General features: G+C 70.2%; 15 protein-coding genes. 6 read left to right on the top strand and 9 right to left on the bottom strand.

Annotated elements, in window-relative coordinates; all coding sequences use genetic code 11:
• Positions 1-78: 78 nt before the first annotated feature.
• The 3 genes from ACU6RU_RS12405 (at position 79) to ACU6RU_RS12395 (ending at position 3,283) form a co-directional block, all read left to right on the top strand.
• Positions 79-1,377 (top strand): quaternary amine ABC transporter ATP-binding protein, encoded by a 1,299-nt coding sequence (locus ACU6RU_RS12405; protein WP_120263835.1) that lies wholly within the window; start codon positions 79-81, stop codon positions 1,375-1,377.
• Entirely contained in the window at positions 1,377-2,300 is a 924-nt protein-coding gene (locus ACU6RU_RS12400; protein ID WP_120263834.1) for an ABC transporter permease, read from the top strand. Before ACU6RU_RS12405 ends, ACU6RU_RS12400 begins: the two co-directional genes overlap by 1 nt.
• 71 nt (positions 2,301-2,371) lie before the next feature.
• Positions 2,372-3,283: a glycine betaine ABC transporter substrate-binding protein gene (locus tag ACU6RU_RS12395; RefSeq protein WP_120263833.1), complete on the top strand. Its 912-nt coding sequence runs from the start codon at positions 2,372-2,374 to the stop codon at positions 3,281-3,283.
• Between the two features lie 50 nt (positions 3,284-3,333).
• Here ACU6RU_RS12395 and ACU6RU_RS12390 read toward each other — a convergent pair whose 3' ends face one another.
• From ACU6RU_RS12390 to ACU6RU_RS12370, 5 genes are all read right to left on the bottom strand, one after another.
• Entirely contained in the window at positions 3,334-4,068 is a 735-nt protein-coding gene (locus tag ACU6RU_RS12390; RefSeq protein ID WP_446726679.1) for a hypothetical protein, read from the bottom strand.
• Positions 4,069-4,096: 28 nt separating this feature from the next.
• The gene (locus tag ACU6RU_RS12385) at positions 4,097-4,939 is read right to left on the bottom strand and encodes a hypothetical protein (RefSeq protein WP_446726678.1); all 843 of its coding nucleotides are present in this window, start codon (positions 4,937-4,939) and stop codon (positions 4,097-4,099) included.
• A gap of 70 nt (positions 4,940-5,009) precedes the next feature.
• The gene (locus ACU6RU_RS12380; RefSeq protein WP_183045387.1) at positions 5,010-5,168 is read right to left on the bottom strand and encodes a hypothetical protein; all 159 of its coding nucleotides are present in this window, start codon (positions 5,166-5,168) and stop codon (positions 5,010-5,012) included.
• A 7-nt stretch (positions 5,169-5,175) separates the two neighbouring features.
• Positions 5,176-7,497, bottom strand: a complete 2,322-nt coding sequence (gene purL, locus ACU6RU_RS12375) for a phosphoribosylformylglycinamidine synthase subunit PurL (RefSeq protein WP_259455289.1) — start codon at positions 7,495-7,497, stop codon at positions 5,176-5,178.
• Positions 7,498-7,635: 138 nt separating this feature from the next.
• A complete protein-coding gene (locus tag ACU6RU_RS12370; RefSeq protein ID WP_446726677.1) occupies positions 7,636-9,390 on the bottom strand; it encodes an alkaline phosphatase family protein in 1,755 nt (584 codons plus the stop codon).
• 47 nt (positions 9,391-9,437) lie between these two features.
• On the opposite strand from ACU6RU_RS12370, the gene ACU6RU_RS12365 reads away from it, so the two are divergent.
• On the top strand, positions 9,438-10,088 hold the full coding sequence (locus tag ACU6RU_RS12365) for a hypothetical protein (RefSeq protein WP_289330602.1): 651 nt from the start codon (positions 9,438-9,440) through the stop codon (positions 10,086-10,088).
• On the opposite strand, the gene ACU6RU_RS12360 is transcribed toward ACU6RU_RS12365, so the two are convergent.
• Genes ACU6RU_RS12360 through ACU6RU_RS12350 form a run of 3 tightly spaced genes read right to left on the bottom strand, consistent with a single transcriptional unit; the run spans position 10,024 to position 11,466 of the window.
• Positions 10,024-10,611: a DUF1349 domain-containing protein gene (locus ACU6RU_RS12360; RefSeq protein ID WP_446726676.1), complete on the bottom strand. Its 588-nt coding sequence runs from the start codon at positions 10,609-10,611 to the stop codon at positions 10,024-10,026. The genes ACU6RU_RS12365 and ACU6RU_RS12360 overlap by 65 nt on opposite strands.
• Positions 10,612-10,626: 15 nt before the next feature.
• A complete protein-coding gene (locus tag ACU6RU_RS12355; protein ID WP_120263828.1) occupies positions 10,627-11,019 on the bottom strand; it encodes an ester cyclase in 393 nt (130 codons plus the stop codon).
• 24 nt (positions 11,020-11,043) lie between these two features.
• Complete coding sequence (locus ACU6RU_RS12350) at positions 11,044-11,466, bottom strand: VOC family protein (RefSeq protein WP_289330604.1); 423 nt, start codon at positions 11,464-11,466, stop codon at positions 11,044-11,046.
• Positions 11,467-11,561: 95 nt separating this feature from the next.
• Here ACU6RU_RS12350 and ACU6RU_RS12345 point away from each other — a divergent pair, with 95 nt between their 5' ends.
• Together ACU6RU_RS12345 and ACU6RU_RS12340 are read left to right on the top strand one after the other, a co-directional pair.
• Positions 11,562-12,764: a hypothetical protein gene (locus ACU6RU_RS12345; protein ID WP_289330605.1), complete on the top strand. Its 1,203-nt coding sequence runs from the start codon at positions 11,562-11,564 to the stop codon at positions 12,762-12,764.
• 107 nt (positions 12,765-12,871) lie between these two features.
• Positions 12,872-13,696 carry a response regulator transcription factor gene (locus tag ACU6RU_RS12340; RefSeq protein ID WP_446726675.1) on the top strand — a complete coding sequence of 275 codons (825 nt, stop codon included), beginning with the start codon at positions 12,872-12,874 and terminating at the stop codon, positions 13,694-13,696.
• Between the two features lie 9 nt (positions 13,697-13,705).
• Here the strand turns inward: ACU6RU_RS12340 and ACU6RU_RS12335 are convergent, their stop codons facing one another.
• Positions 13,706-14,230, bottom strand: a complete 525-nt coding sequence (locus tag ACU6RU_RS12335) for a GNAT family N-acetyltransferase (protein ID WP_446726674.1) — start codon at positions 14,228-14,230, stop codon at positions 13,706-13,708.
• Positions 14,231-14,232: the final 2 nt, after the last annotated feature.

Below are 14,232 nucleotides of genomic sequence, written 5' to 3'. Positions count from 1 at the left end.
CCGCCACCCGGGCGTAACCGATGCAGCCTGCACCGGCTGCCGAGGTGACCTGTGACCAGTCCGTCTTCTTCGGGGGAAATGACCTCCCCCGCGCTGGAAGCCAAGAATCTGTACAAGGTCTTCGGGCGCAACCCGAAGTCCGTCGTCGAGAAGCTGCGGGCCGGAGCCCAGCGCAACGAGATCGCCGACGCCGGAACCGCCGCCGTCATCGACGCCTCGTTCACCGTGCAGCCGGGTGAGATCTTCGTCATCATGGGCCTCTCCGGCTCGGGCAAGTCGACGCTCATCCGCATGCTCAACGGCCTGCACGACGCCACCGCCGGAACGATCACCGTGAAGGGCGACTCGATCACCGATGTCGCGCCCGCCCGGTTGCGCAGCATCCGTCGCGAGCGCATCGCGATGGTCTTCCAGCACTTCGCCCTGCTGCCGCACCGCACCGTCGCCGCGAACGTGGCCTACCCGCTCGAGCTGCGGGGTGTCGGCAAGGCCGAGCGCCTGGCCAAGGCCGAGGAGATCCTCGCGCTCGTCGGCCTCGAAGGCTGGGGCGACAAGCTGCCCTCGGCCCTCTCCGGCGGAATGCAGCAGCGTGTCGGCATCGCCCGCGCGCTCGCCGCCGACAGCGACATCCTGCTCATGGACGAGGCCTTCAGCGCGCTCGACCCGCTCATCCGACGCGAGATGCAGGAGCAGCTGCTCGAACTGCAGCAGAAGCTGCAGAAGACCATCATCTTCATCACGCACGACCTCAACGAGGCGATGTTCCTCGGCGACCGCATCGCCGTCATGCGCGACGGTCGCATCGTGCAGATCGGCACGCCCGAAGACATCCTGACCGACCCGGCGAACGACTACGTCGAGCAGTTCGTCCAGGACGTCGACCGTGCCCGCGTCCTCACGGCCGCGAACGTCATGGAGCGCCCGCGGCCCGTCGTCGCGGAATCGGCAGGACCCCGCGTTGCCCTCAAGCAGATGCGGGATGCCTTCATGTCGGCGGCCTACGTCGTCGGCCGCGACCGCAAACTCCTCGGTGTCGTCACCGATCGCGACGCGGTCAAGCTGGTCCGTCGCGGCGAGTCGGCGCTCTCATCGGTCATCAAGCCGGCCCCGCAGACCGTCAGCCAGGACGAGGTGCTCATGAACCTCTTCGTCCCGGCCGTCGAGTCGCCGCTGCCGCTCGCCGTCACCGATGCAGACGGACGCCTCGTCGGCGTCATCCCGCGCATCACCCTCCTCGCCGCCCTCGGCCCCGGCCCCGGCGCGACGGAGGAGATCACGATCCCCCTGCAGCCGATGCCGCAGGCCGCGATCGACGAAGTGCTCGCGGAGGCGACCGCCGTCGACGGTGCCGCCCTCCAGAACGGGGAGGTGCGCTGATGGATGGTTTCCGTATTCCGCTCGGCCAGTGGGCCGAGGTCGCGGTCGACTGGATCCGCGACAACGTCTCGTGGCTGCTCGGCGCGATCTCCACCGCCGTCGGCTGGCTCGTCGGTTCGCTCGCCGACCTGCTGCTGAGCGCCCCGATCGTCGTCGTCATCGTCGTCGCCGCGCTGCTCGGCTGGTTCCTGCGGTCGTGGAAGTTCGCGATCGGCACGGCTATCTCGTTCGCGATCATCCTCGGCGTGGGGCAGTGGGTCACGGCGATGCAGACGCTCGCGCTCGTGCTCATCGCGACGATCATCGCCGTCGTCATCGCCGTGCCCCTCGGCATCCTCGCCGCCCGCAGCGACCGCTTCAGCGCGGTCATCAAGCCCGTGCTCGACCTGATGCAGGCGATGCCCGGGTTCGTGTACCTGATCCCCGCGATCGTGTTCTTCAGCATCGGCTTCGTGCCGGGTCTGGTCGCCACCGTGATCTTCGCGCTGCCCCCGGGCGTGCGTCTGACCGAGCTCGGCATCCGCAGCGTCGACTCCGAGACCGTCGAGGCCGGGCACGCGTTCGGCGCGACGCCGGGCCAGATCCTGCGCGGCGTCCAGCTGCCCCTCGCGATGCCGACGATCATGACCGGCGTCAACCAGGTGATCATGCTCGCGCTCTCGATGGCCGTCATCGCCGGAATCGCCGGCGCCCCCGGCCTCGGCAAGGAGATCGTCCAGGCGATGTCGACCGTCAACATCGGCACCGGTGTCGAAGCGGGGCTCAGCGTCGTCATCCTCGCGATCTACCTCGACCGCCTCACGTCCGCTCTCGGCGACATGAAGGGCCAGAAGGGGTCGGTCCTCGGCGCGATCGGTCGTCGTCGCACGGCGGCAGCCGCCGCGACCGCCGCGGAGAAGCGCGAGCTCGCCCCGGCCGCCTGAGCCGCGGCACCCGAACGTATCCTCCCTGCACCACCCATACGGAACGAATGAATCCATACGGAAGGCACACGATGAACAAGCGACACCTCACCGGGATCGTGGCGCTCGGCGCCGCGGCATCCCTCGCCCTCGCCGGATGCGCGAGCGGTAACCAGGCCGAAGGCGGCTCTGGCGAGAACGGCGACAGCAAGGGCACCATCACGCTGGGCTACCTGCCCTCGTGGACCGACGGCCTCAGCACCGCATACCTGCTCGAGAACCAGCTCGAGCAGCTCGGCTACACCGTCGAGATGCAGGAGCTCACCGAGGCGGGGCCGCTCTACGCCGGTCTCGCGCAGGGTGACGTCGACATCTACCCGTCGGCATGGCCCGAACTGACCCACGCCTCGTACATGGAGCGCTACGGCGACCAGATCGACGACCTCGGCGCCTACTACGACAACGCCAAGCTCACGATCGCGGTGCCCGAGTACGTCGACATCACCTCGATCGAAGACCTCGCCGCCAACGCCGACCGCTTCGGCGGCCAGATCTACGGCATCGAGCCGGGCGCAGGCCTCACGAAGCAGACGCAGGAGTCGATGATCCCCGAGTACGGCCTCGACGGCACGTACGAGCTCGTCACCTCGTCGACCGCCGCGATGCTCACCGAGCTCGACACGGCGATCGCCGCGCAGCGCGACATCGTCGTGACGTCGTGGCGTCCGTTCTGGGCCAACGAGCGCTACGGCCTCAAGGACCTCGAAGACCCGCGCGGCGCGATGGGCGACACCGAGGCCCTGCACTTCCTCGCGACGTCCGGCTTCGCCGACGAGCACCCCGAGGCGGCCGAGCTGATCGGCAAGATCAAGCTGGACGACGAGCAGTACGCCGCGCTCGAGGACATGGTCGTCAACCAGTACGGCGAGGGCAAGGAAGCCGAGGCGATCACCGCTTGGCTCGAGGAGTACGGCAGCCAGGTCGACGGCCTGCAGACCAGCTGACCCCCTGACGGAGACGAAACCCCCGGGAGCCATCCCGGGGGTTTCGTGCGTCAGGACGCCGTCGGGGGGAGCTGCAGCGCGGCCTTCTCGGCTAGGCGCTCCATCGCGGCATCCGACACCGCGATGAGCCCGTCGAGCTCGGCTCGAACGCGCTCGTACGCCGTCCGGCGCTCGGCGGGCGTGGCAGCTTCGTCCACCGCGACGTTGAGCAGACGCTTGGCCGTGTCGAGTCGACGGCGCTCCGGCTCGCTGAAAGCTCGATCGCGCTGACGGCGGGCATCGCGTTCCGCGACGTCGAACGCGACCTCGGCGTCGGTGAGCGCATCGCGGTAGGCCGTCAGGTCGGCGGCACCGATGCGGACTGACGTCGTCGGCGGTCGTAGGCCGTCGGCGACCTTCTTCGCACGCAGGAAGGCGGCGGTGAGCGGCTGTCGCCCGTCGCTCATGGCCGGGAAGGCGATGAGCTTCGCGACGTCGAGTTCGTACTCGAGCCAGCGGTGCGTCAGGTCGTCATGGGCGTGGAAAAGCTGTTGCAGGCGAGCGCCGGTGCTCAGTTGTTCGTCGTCCGCGGCGACCGGCGTCGCGTCGCCGGCGCGGACCGCGCCCGATCGCATGATGCTCTTCGCTTCGGCCTTCGCGCGGATGATCTCGAGACGGCGCTTATGCCGTCGACGCGCAGACTGCTCGAGAGCCTTCGCCGCGCCGCCGGCGGCGGGTCCGATGATGAAGATCAGCCACCAGTAGCTGCCGGCGAACTCCCACAGCCCGGGCCAGAATCCATCCACCCCGCCATGCTAGCCCTGCGCGGTGGCGTCACTCGGGCCGGTCGGGACGAGACGGCCGGTCGGGACGAGACGGCCGGTCGCGCCGCATCCGGTTCCACATCTCGGTCGAGCGCGTGATCGCGCGCTGCGCATTGTCGAGGAGGTCTTGCGCGACCTCCGCCCAGTCGGGTGAACGGTCGTCGGGCTCGGGAAGCTCGCGCGGCGTGCCCTGCCAGGCGGCGCGCTCAGCGGCATCGAAGGCGTGGGTTGCCCGACGGACCGCCTCGCGGTACGCGCTGTAATCGGCCGGCGCCATGCGCGCATCGCGTGAGGCCGGACGCAGCCACGATGCCTGCTGGTGCTCGCGGAGGAAGAGATCCATCGGAGGCCAGCGCGCATCGAGCATCATCGGGAACCCGATCGCCTTCGCAGCATCGGTCTCGTAGTCCATCCAGCGAGCCAGGAGCGCGTCGTGCTCGGCCATCAGCCTGGCCAGCGGCATCCGGTCGATCTCCTTGCGCGATGCCGGCATCATCGCGCGCGCCGCCTGCACGCCCGCGCGGCGCGCCTTCAGCTCCGCGACGGCGGCGCGCGCCTGACGCTCCGCGACCTGCAGCCGACGTCGTGCTTCCGGAACCGCGCCCGCCGTCGCGCGAGGGGTCGCCTTCTCGGCCTGTGCGCGCATCAGCTCGGCGCGGGCAACCTTGAGCTGCGCGCGGGCGTGCGTGACGCCCTGCTGTGCGCGGCGGAGGTCGAGCTGCGCGGCATCGAGCTCGAGACGGCGCTGCGAAGGGCGTCTGCGGCGCAGGCCAGCCCAGCCGAGGGCGCCCGCGCTGGCTCCCGCCGGCGCGATCCACCACCATTCGGCCGCGAGCGCGAGGATCGGATCCACTCCTTCAGCCTACGCACCTCGCCGCACCCGCGTCTTCGGGCATACCCGCTCTGCGCGCCCCTGAGCCGTATCAGCCGAAGAGCAGTGCGAAGACGGTCGAGCCGCCGCCCACGACGATCAGCGAGATGATCGCGACCCACGCGGTCACGCGCATGCGACGCGAGCGCCCCCGGGCGAACCCGGCGTACTCGTCGTCTTCGCCCTGCGGCGTCAGGTCACGCCCGCTCATGACACGCTCACGACGTCGGCACCTCGTCGACGATCTCGCCGAAGGCGGCCGGCAGGGTCGCGCGCGACGTGGCACGGATCTCAGCCACGGGCACCGAGAACAGACCCTGGATGTCGAGCACGGACTCGACACCCTCGGCGGCATCCGTCACGCCGATACGGATGACGGGGTAGTTGCGGCCCTCGCAGAGGCCGCGGAACTTCACGTCCTCCTCGCGCGGGACCGAGACGATGACGCGACCGGTCGACTCGCTGAACAGCGCCGTCGCCACGTCGACGCCATCGCGCTCGACGATCTCGCTGAGCCAGACGCGGGCGCCGACACCGAAACGGGTGGTCGCCTCGGCGAGGGCCTGGCCGAGGCCGCCCGTCGACAGATCGTGCGCGGAAGAGACGAGGCCCTGCTGTGAGGCGGCCTGGATGAGGCCGGCCAGACGCTTCTCGGCGGCGAGGTCGACTCTCGGGGGACGCCCGCCGAGGTGGCCGTGGATCGTGTCGGCCCAGGCCGAGCCGTCGAGCTCCTCGGCGGTCGTGCCGAGCAGGTAGATGTTCTCGCCGGCATCCTGCCAGCCCGACGGGATGCGGCGGGCGACGTCGTCGACGATGCCGAGCACACCCACGACGGGAGTCGGGAAGATCGGCTGGTCGCCGGTCTGGTTGTAGAACGACACGTTGCCGCCGGTGACCGGCACGCCGAGCTCGAGGCAGGCGTCGGAGAGTCCGTCGACGGCCTGGCCGAACTGCCACATGACCTCGGGGTTCTCGGGGCTGCCGAAGTTGAGGCAGTCGGTCACCGCGGTCGGGGTGGCGCCCGTGACGGCGACGTTGCGGTACGCCTCGGCGAGGGCCAGCTGCGCGCCCGCGTACGGGTCGAGCTGGCAGTAGCGCCCGTTGCAGTCGGTCGCGATCGCGAAGCCCAGGCCCGACTCCTCGTCGACGCGGATCATTCCGGCGTCGTCGGGGAAGCTGAGCGCGGTGTTGCCGAGCACGTAATAGTCGTACTGGTTCGTGATCCACGACGTGTCGGCGAGGTTCGGGCTCGCCACGAGCTGCAGGAACTGCTCGCGCAGGGCGCCGCCGTCGGTGGCGCGGGGGAGGGATGCCGCCGAGTCGGCCTGCAGCCCGTCGATCCAGGTCGGGTAGGCGACCGGCCGGTCGTAGACCGGGCCGTCGACCGCGACGGTCGAGGGGTCGACGTCGACGATCTGCTCGCCGTGCCAGAAGATCTGCAGGCGGCCGTCGCCGGTCACCTCGCCGAGCACGCTCGTCTCGACATCCCACTTGCCGACCACGGCGAGGAAGGCGTCGAGCTTCTCGGGGGCGACGATCGCCATCATCCGCTCCTGGCTCTCGCTCATGAGGATCTCCTCGGGCGTGAGCGATGGGTCGCGCAGCAGCACGTTCTCGAGGTCGACCCGCATGCCCGATCCGCCGTTGGCGGCGAGCTCGCTCGTGGCGCACGAGATGCCGGCGGCGCCGAGGTCTTGGATGGCCTCGACGAGCTCGCCCGCGTACAGCTCGAGGCAGCACTCGATGAGCACCTTCTCGGCGAACGGGTCGCCGACCTGCACCGCGGGGCGCTTGGTCGGCCCGCCGTCGGCGAAGGTGTCGGAGGCGAGGATCGATGCGCCGCCGATGCCGTCGCCGCCCGTGCGGGCGCCGAACAGCACGACCTTGTTGCCCGCGCCGGTGGCGTTGGCGAGCTTGATGTCCTCGTGGCGCATGACGCCCACCGCGAGGGCGTTCACGAGCGGGTTGCCCTGGTAGACCGAGTCGAAGACCGTCTCGCCGCCGATGTTCGGCAGGCCCAGGCAGTTGCCGTAGAACGAGATGCCGCTGACGACGCCGTGCACCACGCGCGCGGTGTCGGGGTGGTCGATGGCGCCGAAGCGCAGCTGGTCCATGACGGCGACGGGCCGCGCGCCCATCGAGATGATGTCGCGGACGATGCCGCCGACGCCGGTCGCGGCGCCCTGGAACGGCTCGATGTAGCTCGGGTGGTTGTGCGACTCGACCTTGAAGGTCACCGCCCAGCCCTCGCCGACGTCGACGACGCCCGCGTTCTGGCCCATGCCCACCATGAGGCGGGTCTTCATCTCGTCGGAGACCTTCTGGCCGAAGCGGCGCAGGTAGTTCTTGCTCGACTTGTAGGAGCAGTGCTCGCTCCACATGACCGAGTACATCGCCAGCTCACCCGAGGTGGGGCGGCGGCCGAGGATCTCGCGGATCTTGGCGTACTCGTCGGGCTTGAGGCCCAGGGCTCCGTAGGGCTGCTCACGCTCCGGAGTAGCGGTGGCGTTCTCGACGGTATCTGCGACAGGGGTGCTCACGCGGCTGGACTCCAGGACTCGGGATGCCGGACGCGATCAGTCTAGTTGGCGCGCAGAACCGTCGAGTCGCCAGAAAACGCGGATGCGGGAGGTCCGGCATCCGCGCTTTGCGGCGACTCGACGGCTCGGGCCGGTGTGTCAGGGGGTGTTGTACGCGCCGAAGAGGCCCGTGCCGTGCTCGACGAGCGCGTCGTATGCCTCGCCGTACGTCGCGGGCAGGGTGCTGCCGGGGTCGAAGCGCGACGTCAGCAGCCCGAGCAGTCCTCGCGCCGGCGGGGTGAGCGGCCGCTTGTGGTGCTTCTCGTCGGGGGCCTTCGCCGTCCCCTTCTCGGGGTTCGGCGGGGCATAGAGCGACTGCGGCTGCGGCCAGGTGTAGGGCTGACGCGGCGTCGTGAGGTTGACCGCGTTGAAGATCGGGTTCGCGGTCTCGTCGCGGACGTTGAGCGGCCGCAGCCCGTGCAGACGACACAGCGTGTTGATCACCGAGCCGTGGTGCATCTCGTCGTGGATCACGGTTCCGGCCGCGGTGTACGCGCTCACCACGATGGCCGGCACCCGCAGACCGAGGCGGTCGAAGGCGAACCCCATCTCGCCGGGGCCGCTCGCGTCGGGCGGTGGCGCGGCCGGTGGGGCGACGTGGTCGAAGGTGCCGCCGTGCTCGTCGAAGGTGATGACGAGCGCGGTGTTCATCGCGTTCGAACCGGATGCCGACGCGCTCGTGCGGATCGCGTCGTACACGTCCTGCGCGAGCTTGTCGCCGGCGCGCACGTCGCTGTCGGCGCTGTTGGTGATGCGGATGCGGCTGCCGTCGGGCAGCTCGAGCTCGCCCTCGCGGGTCGCGCCCCACGGCGGGTGCATGTCGTTGTGGTTGAACACCATGCGCGGCTCGATGAAGGCGTAGTCGGGCAGCTCGCCGTTCGCGGCATCCTCGTAGAACTGCTCCATGACGCGGAAATTGGTCTTCCAGTACCGCTCGAGCACGGGCGCGTGGAGCATGCCGGTCAGCGACACGAGCTGCGTCGCGTCGTAGTAGACACGCCACGACAGGCCGGCGTCTTCGAGGCGGTTGAAGATCGTCGGCGCCGCGGGCGCGTCGATCCACTTGTCGTAGTTGTCGCCGGTGTGGTTGACGACGTAGCCGTGCGAGGTGGAGGCATGGAAGAAGCTGCGGTTGGAGAAGGTCTGCGACGGCACCCCGGCGAACCAGCGGTCGTAGACGGCGAACTCGCGGGCGAGCGTCGAGATCACCGGCAGCATCTCGGGCGAGAAGCCGCCCATGGCCGTCGTGTACTCGTCGACGGTGGGCTCGCGCTTCTTCGCGAGGCGGTAGTTGACGATGTAGTCGTGCACGAACCCGTCGTTGCGCGGCGCGCTCCCCGCGGCGGGCGCGTTGTACGGCGGCTGCAGCCCATTGCGGGCGATGTCGGCGTTGGCGGGCGGGTCGATCGTCCCGAACAGCTGCGTGTTGACGTGCGGGTAGGTCTCGCCCGGGTCGGGCTGCGGCTGCTGCATGATGTGGTCGGTCGCGCCCGTGTAGACGTGCGCGGGCACGACCGTGCCGTCGGGAGCGGTGTTGGCGTAGTCGCCCTGCAGGATGCCGTCGAAGTCGGCCGCACTCTTCTCGTCGGCCGTGTAGAGGTGGCCGAGGAGGTTGTCGAAGCTGCGGTTCTCGAACATGAGCACCACGACGTGGTCGAAGCCGGCGACGTTCCGCGCGGCGAGGGGCGCGAACTCGGGCGGATGGGCGGTCATCGCCGCCGTCACCGCGGCACCGGCCGAGCCCCCGACCGCAAGGCCCGCAGCCCCGAGGCCCGCACGGCGGAGGAAGTCGCGACGCGACGGTCGGCGGCTCGCCCAAGAGGCGTCGGTCTCGTTGCGATCGGCGTCGGTCACGCTGCTCCCCTCGCTCGGCGCTCGGCGATCAGGCTACTCTCACACCCATGGATGACGGCCTGCGTTTCGATCGGGGTGCCCGCTACGGGGCGGCGATCGTCGCGGCGACGTTCGCGACGTACCTCGCCGTCGCGTCGGACTTCTCGGCGATCGTGCAGGCCGAGATGTACGCCGGCACCATCACGAACGACATGCCGTACGTCGACACGTTCCAGTTCGTTCTCGTCGTCGCGACCCTCGTCGCCGCGTTCGCGCTGCTGCCCACCTCGCCGATGCGTCGCGTCGGCGGGGTGACGCTCGCCTGCGTCGCCCTCTTCCTGTGGGCGACGTTCGGGCTGCTGCGCGGAGCCGGTCACCTCGCGCACCTCGACCCGCTGTGGGCGGTCGTGCTCAACCAGGGGTTCATCGCGCTGCTCGCCGGCGTGGGCGGCTGGGTGGTCGCGCGGGGGCGGCATCCGTTGTCATGGGTCGTCATGGTCGTCGCGCTGGTGCCGCCGATCGTCGGTCCGCGGTTGGTCGAGGCGAACGTCACGAGCGGCGGCTACGCGTTGGCGATGCAGGGCATCGTGATCGTCGGCGGGCTCGCCGCGGCGTGGGGCGCGGCCGGCATCGACTGGTGGGTGCGCCGGCGGCTCAGTGGTCGGGATGCAGCGACGGGTCGGCAGCCACGCTCCGCCACGACACGAATCGAACCGTGAGCCCGGCGCGCGTCGGCGCGCAGCAGAACGGTCCGGCAGCGACCTCCGCCGCCGGGTCGAGCGGCGCCACCCGGACGAGGCGCCAGTCCTCGTCGTCGACGCGGGCTCTGATCGTGACGGCGTCGCCCGACCGGCTCGCGCGCACCGTGACGACTCGGCCCGCCCAGTCGGCGACGCGGGAGAGCGACCAGTCAGACATCCCGCGGGTCACGACCGCGCCCAGGCTGTCGGTGCCGTCGCTGTGCTCGACGCCGGCTTTGATCCACGTCTCGTCGTCGACGCGCAGGAAGACGCCCGCCTGATCGAACTGCGCCGAGAAGTCGAGCACGAACGCGACCTCGACCGCGGTGCCCTGTGCCATCGGCGCGAGCAGGGCGTGCTCGTCGTCGTGCACGAACCCGTACGACGTCACGCGCCAGGCATCGCTTCCCTCGTGCGCCGTGACGAGCAGGTCGTGGCCGTCGAGCGTCGCGGCGGCGGGCTCGTTGGTCCACGATCCGGCGGACCAGGCGATGTCGGTCATGGGGTTCCTCTCGGGTCAGTCGCGCAGCTGGGCCAGCAGCGCGGCGTGATCGGTCGTGCCGGCGAGCTCGACGATGCGCCCTCCCGCCACCCGCAGGAACCCGAACTCCGCCACATTGACGTGGCGGCGGGTGGGTCGGATGCCGCGGAACGGGCCGGTGTGCGTGCCGCTCGCGCGCACGTGCGCGGCGATGCGGTCGTCCTCGACGACGAGCTGGATGCGGCGCACCTGCCAGTCAGGGAAGGCGTCGAGCACCTCGACGACGTCGGCCATCCACGCGTCGGCGCCGGCCGGCAGGTGCGCTCGCCGGACCTCTGGGTCGATGAAGGAGCGGATGGCGTCGAGGTCGTGGCGGTTGCAGGCCTCGAGGTACTCGGCGTACCAGGCGTGCATCTCCCACGGTTCCATCCGCCCATTATCGGCGGTGCGGTGTCAGCTGCCCGCGCGACGATCAGGCAGGGGTGATTCGTCCGCCGCGACGACCTCGACCTTGAAGCCCGCCGCGTTCTCGAGCCAGCCGGCGTAGTGCTGGGGGCCGCCGGCGTGCGGGTAACGCTCCTGGTACAGCGGCATCCAACCTGCGGACGGGGCGTCGGCCATGATCGCGTCGACCTCGGCGGGGGAGCCGCCGCGGAAGGCCAGGTGGTTCAGGCCCGGGCGCCGACGGTCGTGCTCGGTGCCGGCCGTGTTCGGGGAGGTGGTGAGCGTCAGGTACGCCCCGCCCGCGGCCCACGACTCGCCCTGCGGCCACGTGCTCTCGAGGTCGAAGCCGACCCGCCGAAGCAACCAGCCCCATTCCCGGCGGGCGGACTCGATGTCGCTGACCCAGAGCTCGACATGATGGAAACCTGCCATGGCTCCCAGTCTCGTGCAGCAGCTCGGCATCCTTCTCCGGCGGTGGCTATGCTGCGGCGGGAGTGTCCGACCGTCCCCGGTGTGAAAGGTGTCCCATGACCGGCCCGAGAGATGTGACCGATCAGCCGGCTGGTTCCGTCAGCGATTGGGGGTCGTATCGGCTCGACCTCACCGGTCCCGACAGTCATGTCCTCACGATCCAACCCGGACGAGGAGACCTCTCGCTCGGGCCCGCCGACGGGAAGCCGGTCGACCTGCAGATCGGGCCGGACGACGCGATCGACTGGTCGGCGTTCGATCCCTTCGCGACACCTGCAGGTTCTCCGTGGCCCAGACACATCGTCTATCGCGGTAACGACGCCGGCTTCTTCGCCTGGGCACGGCGGCGCCCGATCGAGAACTTCTCGTGGACGCCCGAGTTCGCCGACGACCGCGACGTGGATGCCGCGGGTTCCGACATCCACAGCCTGTTCCTCCGTCTGGGCGAGCTGCGCGGATCGTTGCGTCTGACGATGCCGGCGGTCTACCACCTCAGCGTCGCGGGCGACCTCGCCCGGCTGCGGACGGACGGGGCGCTTCCGCGATCGCTCTCGCTGCTGCCGGCGCTCGGCCGCGCGACGGGGGAGCCGGTCGTCGTCCCCGACCTGGGTCCGTTACGAGACGTCGAGTCGGTGACGCTGTCGGGCGCTCCGCTCGGTCGTCCGATCTCGCTGACGGCGCTCCGGCAGTTCACCCGGATCGAGAGCCTGTCGCTGCACGGGAGCTTCACCGACTGGGAAGCGCTGGGCGAGCTCGACGCGCTCCGCGGTCTCGAGATCCGCTTCGTGCCGAACCTCGACGGGATGCCGTCGCTCGACACGTGGCCGTCGCTCGAGCGGTTCATCGCATTCAACGTCGACGAGGCGGGCGGAAAGGTCCTCCGCTCGCAGATGCGTGCGCGCGCGAAGACGCGACCGTGGGACGACTACGCATCGGTCGTGAAGCTGCGAAAGCCCGAGTGGTGGCAGCAGGAGTACGGCCGCCCGTTCGCGGGCTGGGACGCCCGACGAGCGAAGATCGCCAATGCCGCCTACGACGCCGCGCTCGCGTCGCTCGCCGCGTCGCAGGACCTCGGCGAGGCTCGCGCCGCGATCGTCGCCTTCGTCGAACGCTTCAACAGTGTGCCCGGCATCGAGACGACCGAACGCGAGGACGTCGGCGACGCGGTGCTGCAGCTGCAGACCCAGGCGCGTCCCATCGCGCTGGGCGTCACCGCGGAGGACGCGCTGAGCTGGTTCGACGAGACGCGAGACTTCTGACGGAGGCGGGTGCGACTTCGGGAGGAGCGTCCGACCTTCGGATGATCTCGTGCCGGAGCGGGCGAATCCGCTGCGAGCGAGCCGCGCCGGTGGCATAGCCTCGCCCCATGACACCCCTCGTTTCGCGGTTCCTCGCGCCGATCACCGGGCTCCTCGCGCTCGCGCTCTGGCTCGCGGTGGCGGGGCTGGATCGCCTCGACGTCGTACTCGTGCGCGACGACACCTTCGCGACATCCGTTTACGGCCTCGCGGTCATGGTCGGCTTCGCTGCCGCCATGGCGCTGGCCGGCGTTCGTCCGACCTGGTCCGCGGTGCTGCTGGTTACCCTGCTCATCGTGCAGCTGTTGTTCTGGCCGGCTCGCTTCAGTCAGGTGAGCTGGGTCGGCTATGCGCTGCTGCTGCCCCTGCCCGCGTTCCTTTCGCGGAGCACCCCTCCCGAGCGCCGTCGCCTCGTGCTGGCGTGGGTCCTCGTATGCGCGGTCGCTGTCGGTGCGTTGTTGACCGTTCCCGCGCTCTCGATCTCCGGCCGGTGGGGAACCGTCAGCGGCAAGGACTTCGCCGGTGGCATCGACGCCATCGCGCTCTGTACGACGCTCAGCGTTATGGGCGCGTGGCTCGGGTGGCGTCTGGGGCGGCCGCGCCTGACGCCTGCGGACCGCCGCCCCACTGCGAAGCGCCCGGCCGACGAAGCTGCGACGGCGTCCCTCCCGCTCTCGCACCGTGAGCGCGAGGTGTTCGATCTCGTCGCCCGGGGCCGGTCCAATGCGGAGGTAGCTGCCAACGCCTTCATCAGCGAGGCGACGGTGAAGTCGCATGTCGGCAGCATCCTGAAGAAGCTCGGACTGTCGTCACGGAGCGAGCTCATCGCGTTCGCGTGGTCCAACCGCTTTCTCGAACCTGCCGTCGGCGCTGACCGCTCAGGCTCCGACTGACGCGGCCGCTTACAGCTCCGCAGTCATCTGCACGCGAGGGCCGAGGGCGTCGAGGCCCATGCGGTTCTCGGTCTCGACGAGCATCAGCTCGAAGCCCGAACGAGGCTCGGTGACGGCGAAGCCGAGGCGCGCGTAGAACGGGGCATTCCAGGGCACGTCGGCGAACGTGCGCAGCGACATCCGGTCGTGCCCGCGGTCGCGGGCGTACGCCATCGCCGCCTCGACGAGCTTGCGGCCGTACCCGCGGCGGCCGTGCGCGGGCGACATCGACAATTGTTCGAGGTGGGCATGACCATCGAGCTCGAGCACATGGACGAATCCGGCGATCACGCTCTCGCCGGCCTCCTCGCCCTCACCGCCAGAGACATCCGCGACGAGCAGGAAGCCCGGTTCCGCGGCGCGCTCCGCACCGGTCGGGGCGGGCCACCAGGTCGGCGGGTCGAGCAGGTCGCGCAGCAGCGCGTCGGCATCGTTCTCGATCTGCTCGAGGAGGCTCAGCTCGTCAGGTCTGGGCGGGCGGATGTCGAGGGGCACGG

This window comes from Microbacterium sp. F1-18 (assembly GCF_052921305.1).
The sequence above is the reverse complement of the archived record's forward strand: the minus strand, read 5'-3'. Positions and strand labels throughout refer to the sequence as shown.

What these genes read in the sequence shown, in the direction of transcription:
- ACU6RU_RS12360 (WP_446726676.1), bottom strand. Translation starts at nt 10,611, where the DNA reads ATGACCGACATCGCCTGGTCCGCCGGATCGTGGACCAACGAGCCCGCC.
- ACU6RU_RS12350 (WP_289330604.1), bottom strand. Translation starts at nt 11,466, where the DNA reads ATGGCAGGTTTCCATCATGTCGAGCTCTGGGTCAGCGACATCGAGTCC.
- ACU6RU_RS12380 (WP_183045387.1), bottom strand. Translation starts at nt 5,168, where the DNA reads ATGAGCGGGCGTGACCTGACGCCGCAGGGCGAAGACGACGAGTACGCC.
- ACU6RU_RS12395 (WP_120263833.1), top strand. Translation starts at nt 2,372, where the DNA reads ATGAACAAGCGACACCTCACCGGGATCGTGGCGCTCGGCGCCGCGGCA.
- ACU6RU_RS12365 (WP_289330602.1), top strand. Translation starts at nt 9,438, where the DNA reads ATGGATGACGGCCTGCGTTTCGATCGGGGTGCCCGCTACGGGGCGGCG.
- ACU6RU_RS12400 (WP_120263834.1), top strand. Translation starts at nt 1,377, where the DNA reads ATGGATGGTTTCCGTATTCCGCTCGGCCAGTGGGCCGAGGTCGCGGTC.
- ACU6RU_RS12345 (WP_289330605.1), top strand. Translation starts at nt 11,562, where the DNA reads ATGACCGGCCCGAGAGATGTGACCGATCAGCCGGCTGGTTCCGTCAGC.
- ACU6RU_RS12355 (WP_120263828.1), bottom strand. Translation starts at nt 11,019, where the DNA reads ATGGAACCGTGGGAGATGCACGCCTGGTACGCCGAGTACCTCGAGGCC.
- ACU6RU_RS12405 (WP_120263835.1), top strand. Translation starts at nt 79, where the DNA reads ATGACCTCCCCCGCGCTGGAAGCCAAGAATCTGTACAAGGTCTTCGGG.
- ACU6RU_RS12340 (WP_446726675.1), top strand. Translation starts at nt 12,872, where the DNA reads ATGACACCCCTCGTTTCGCGGTTCCTCGCGCCGATCACCGGGCTCCTC.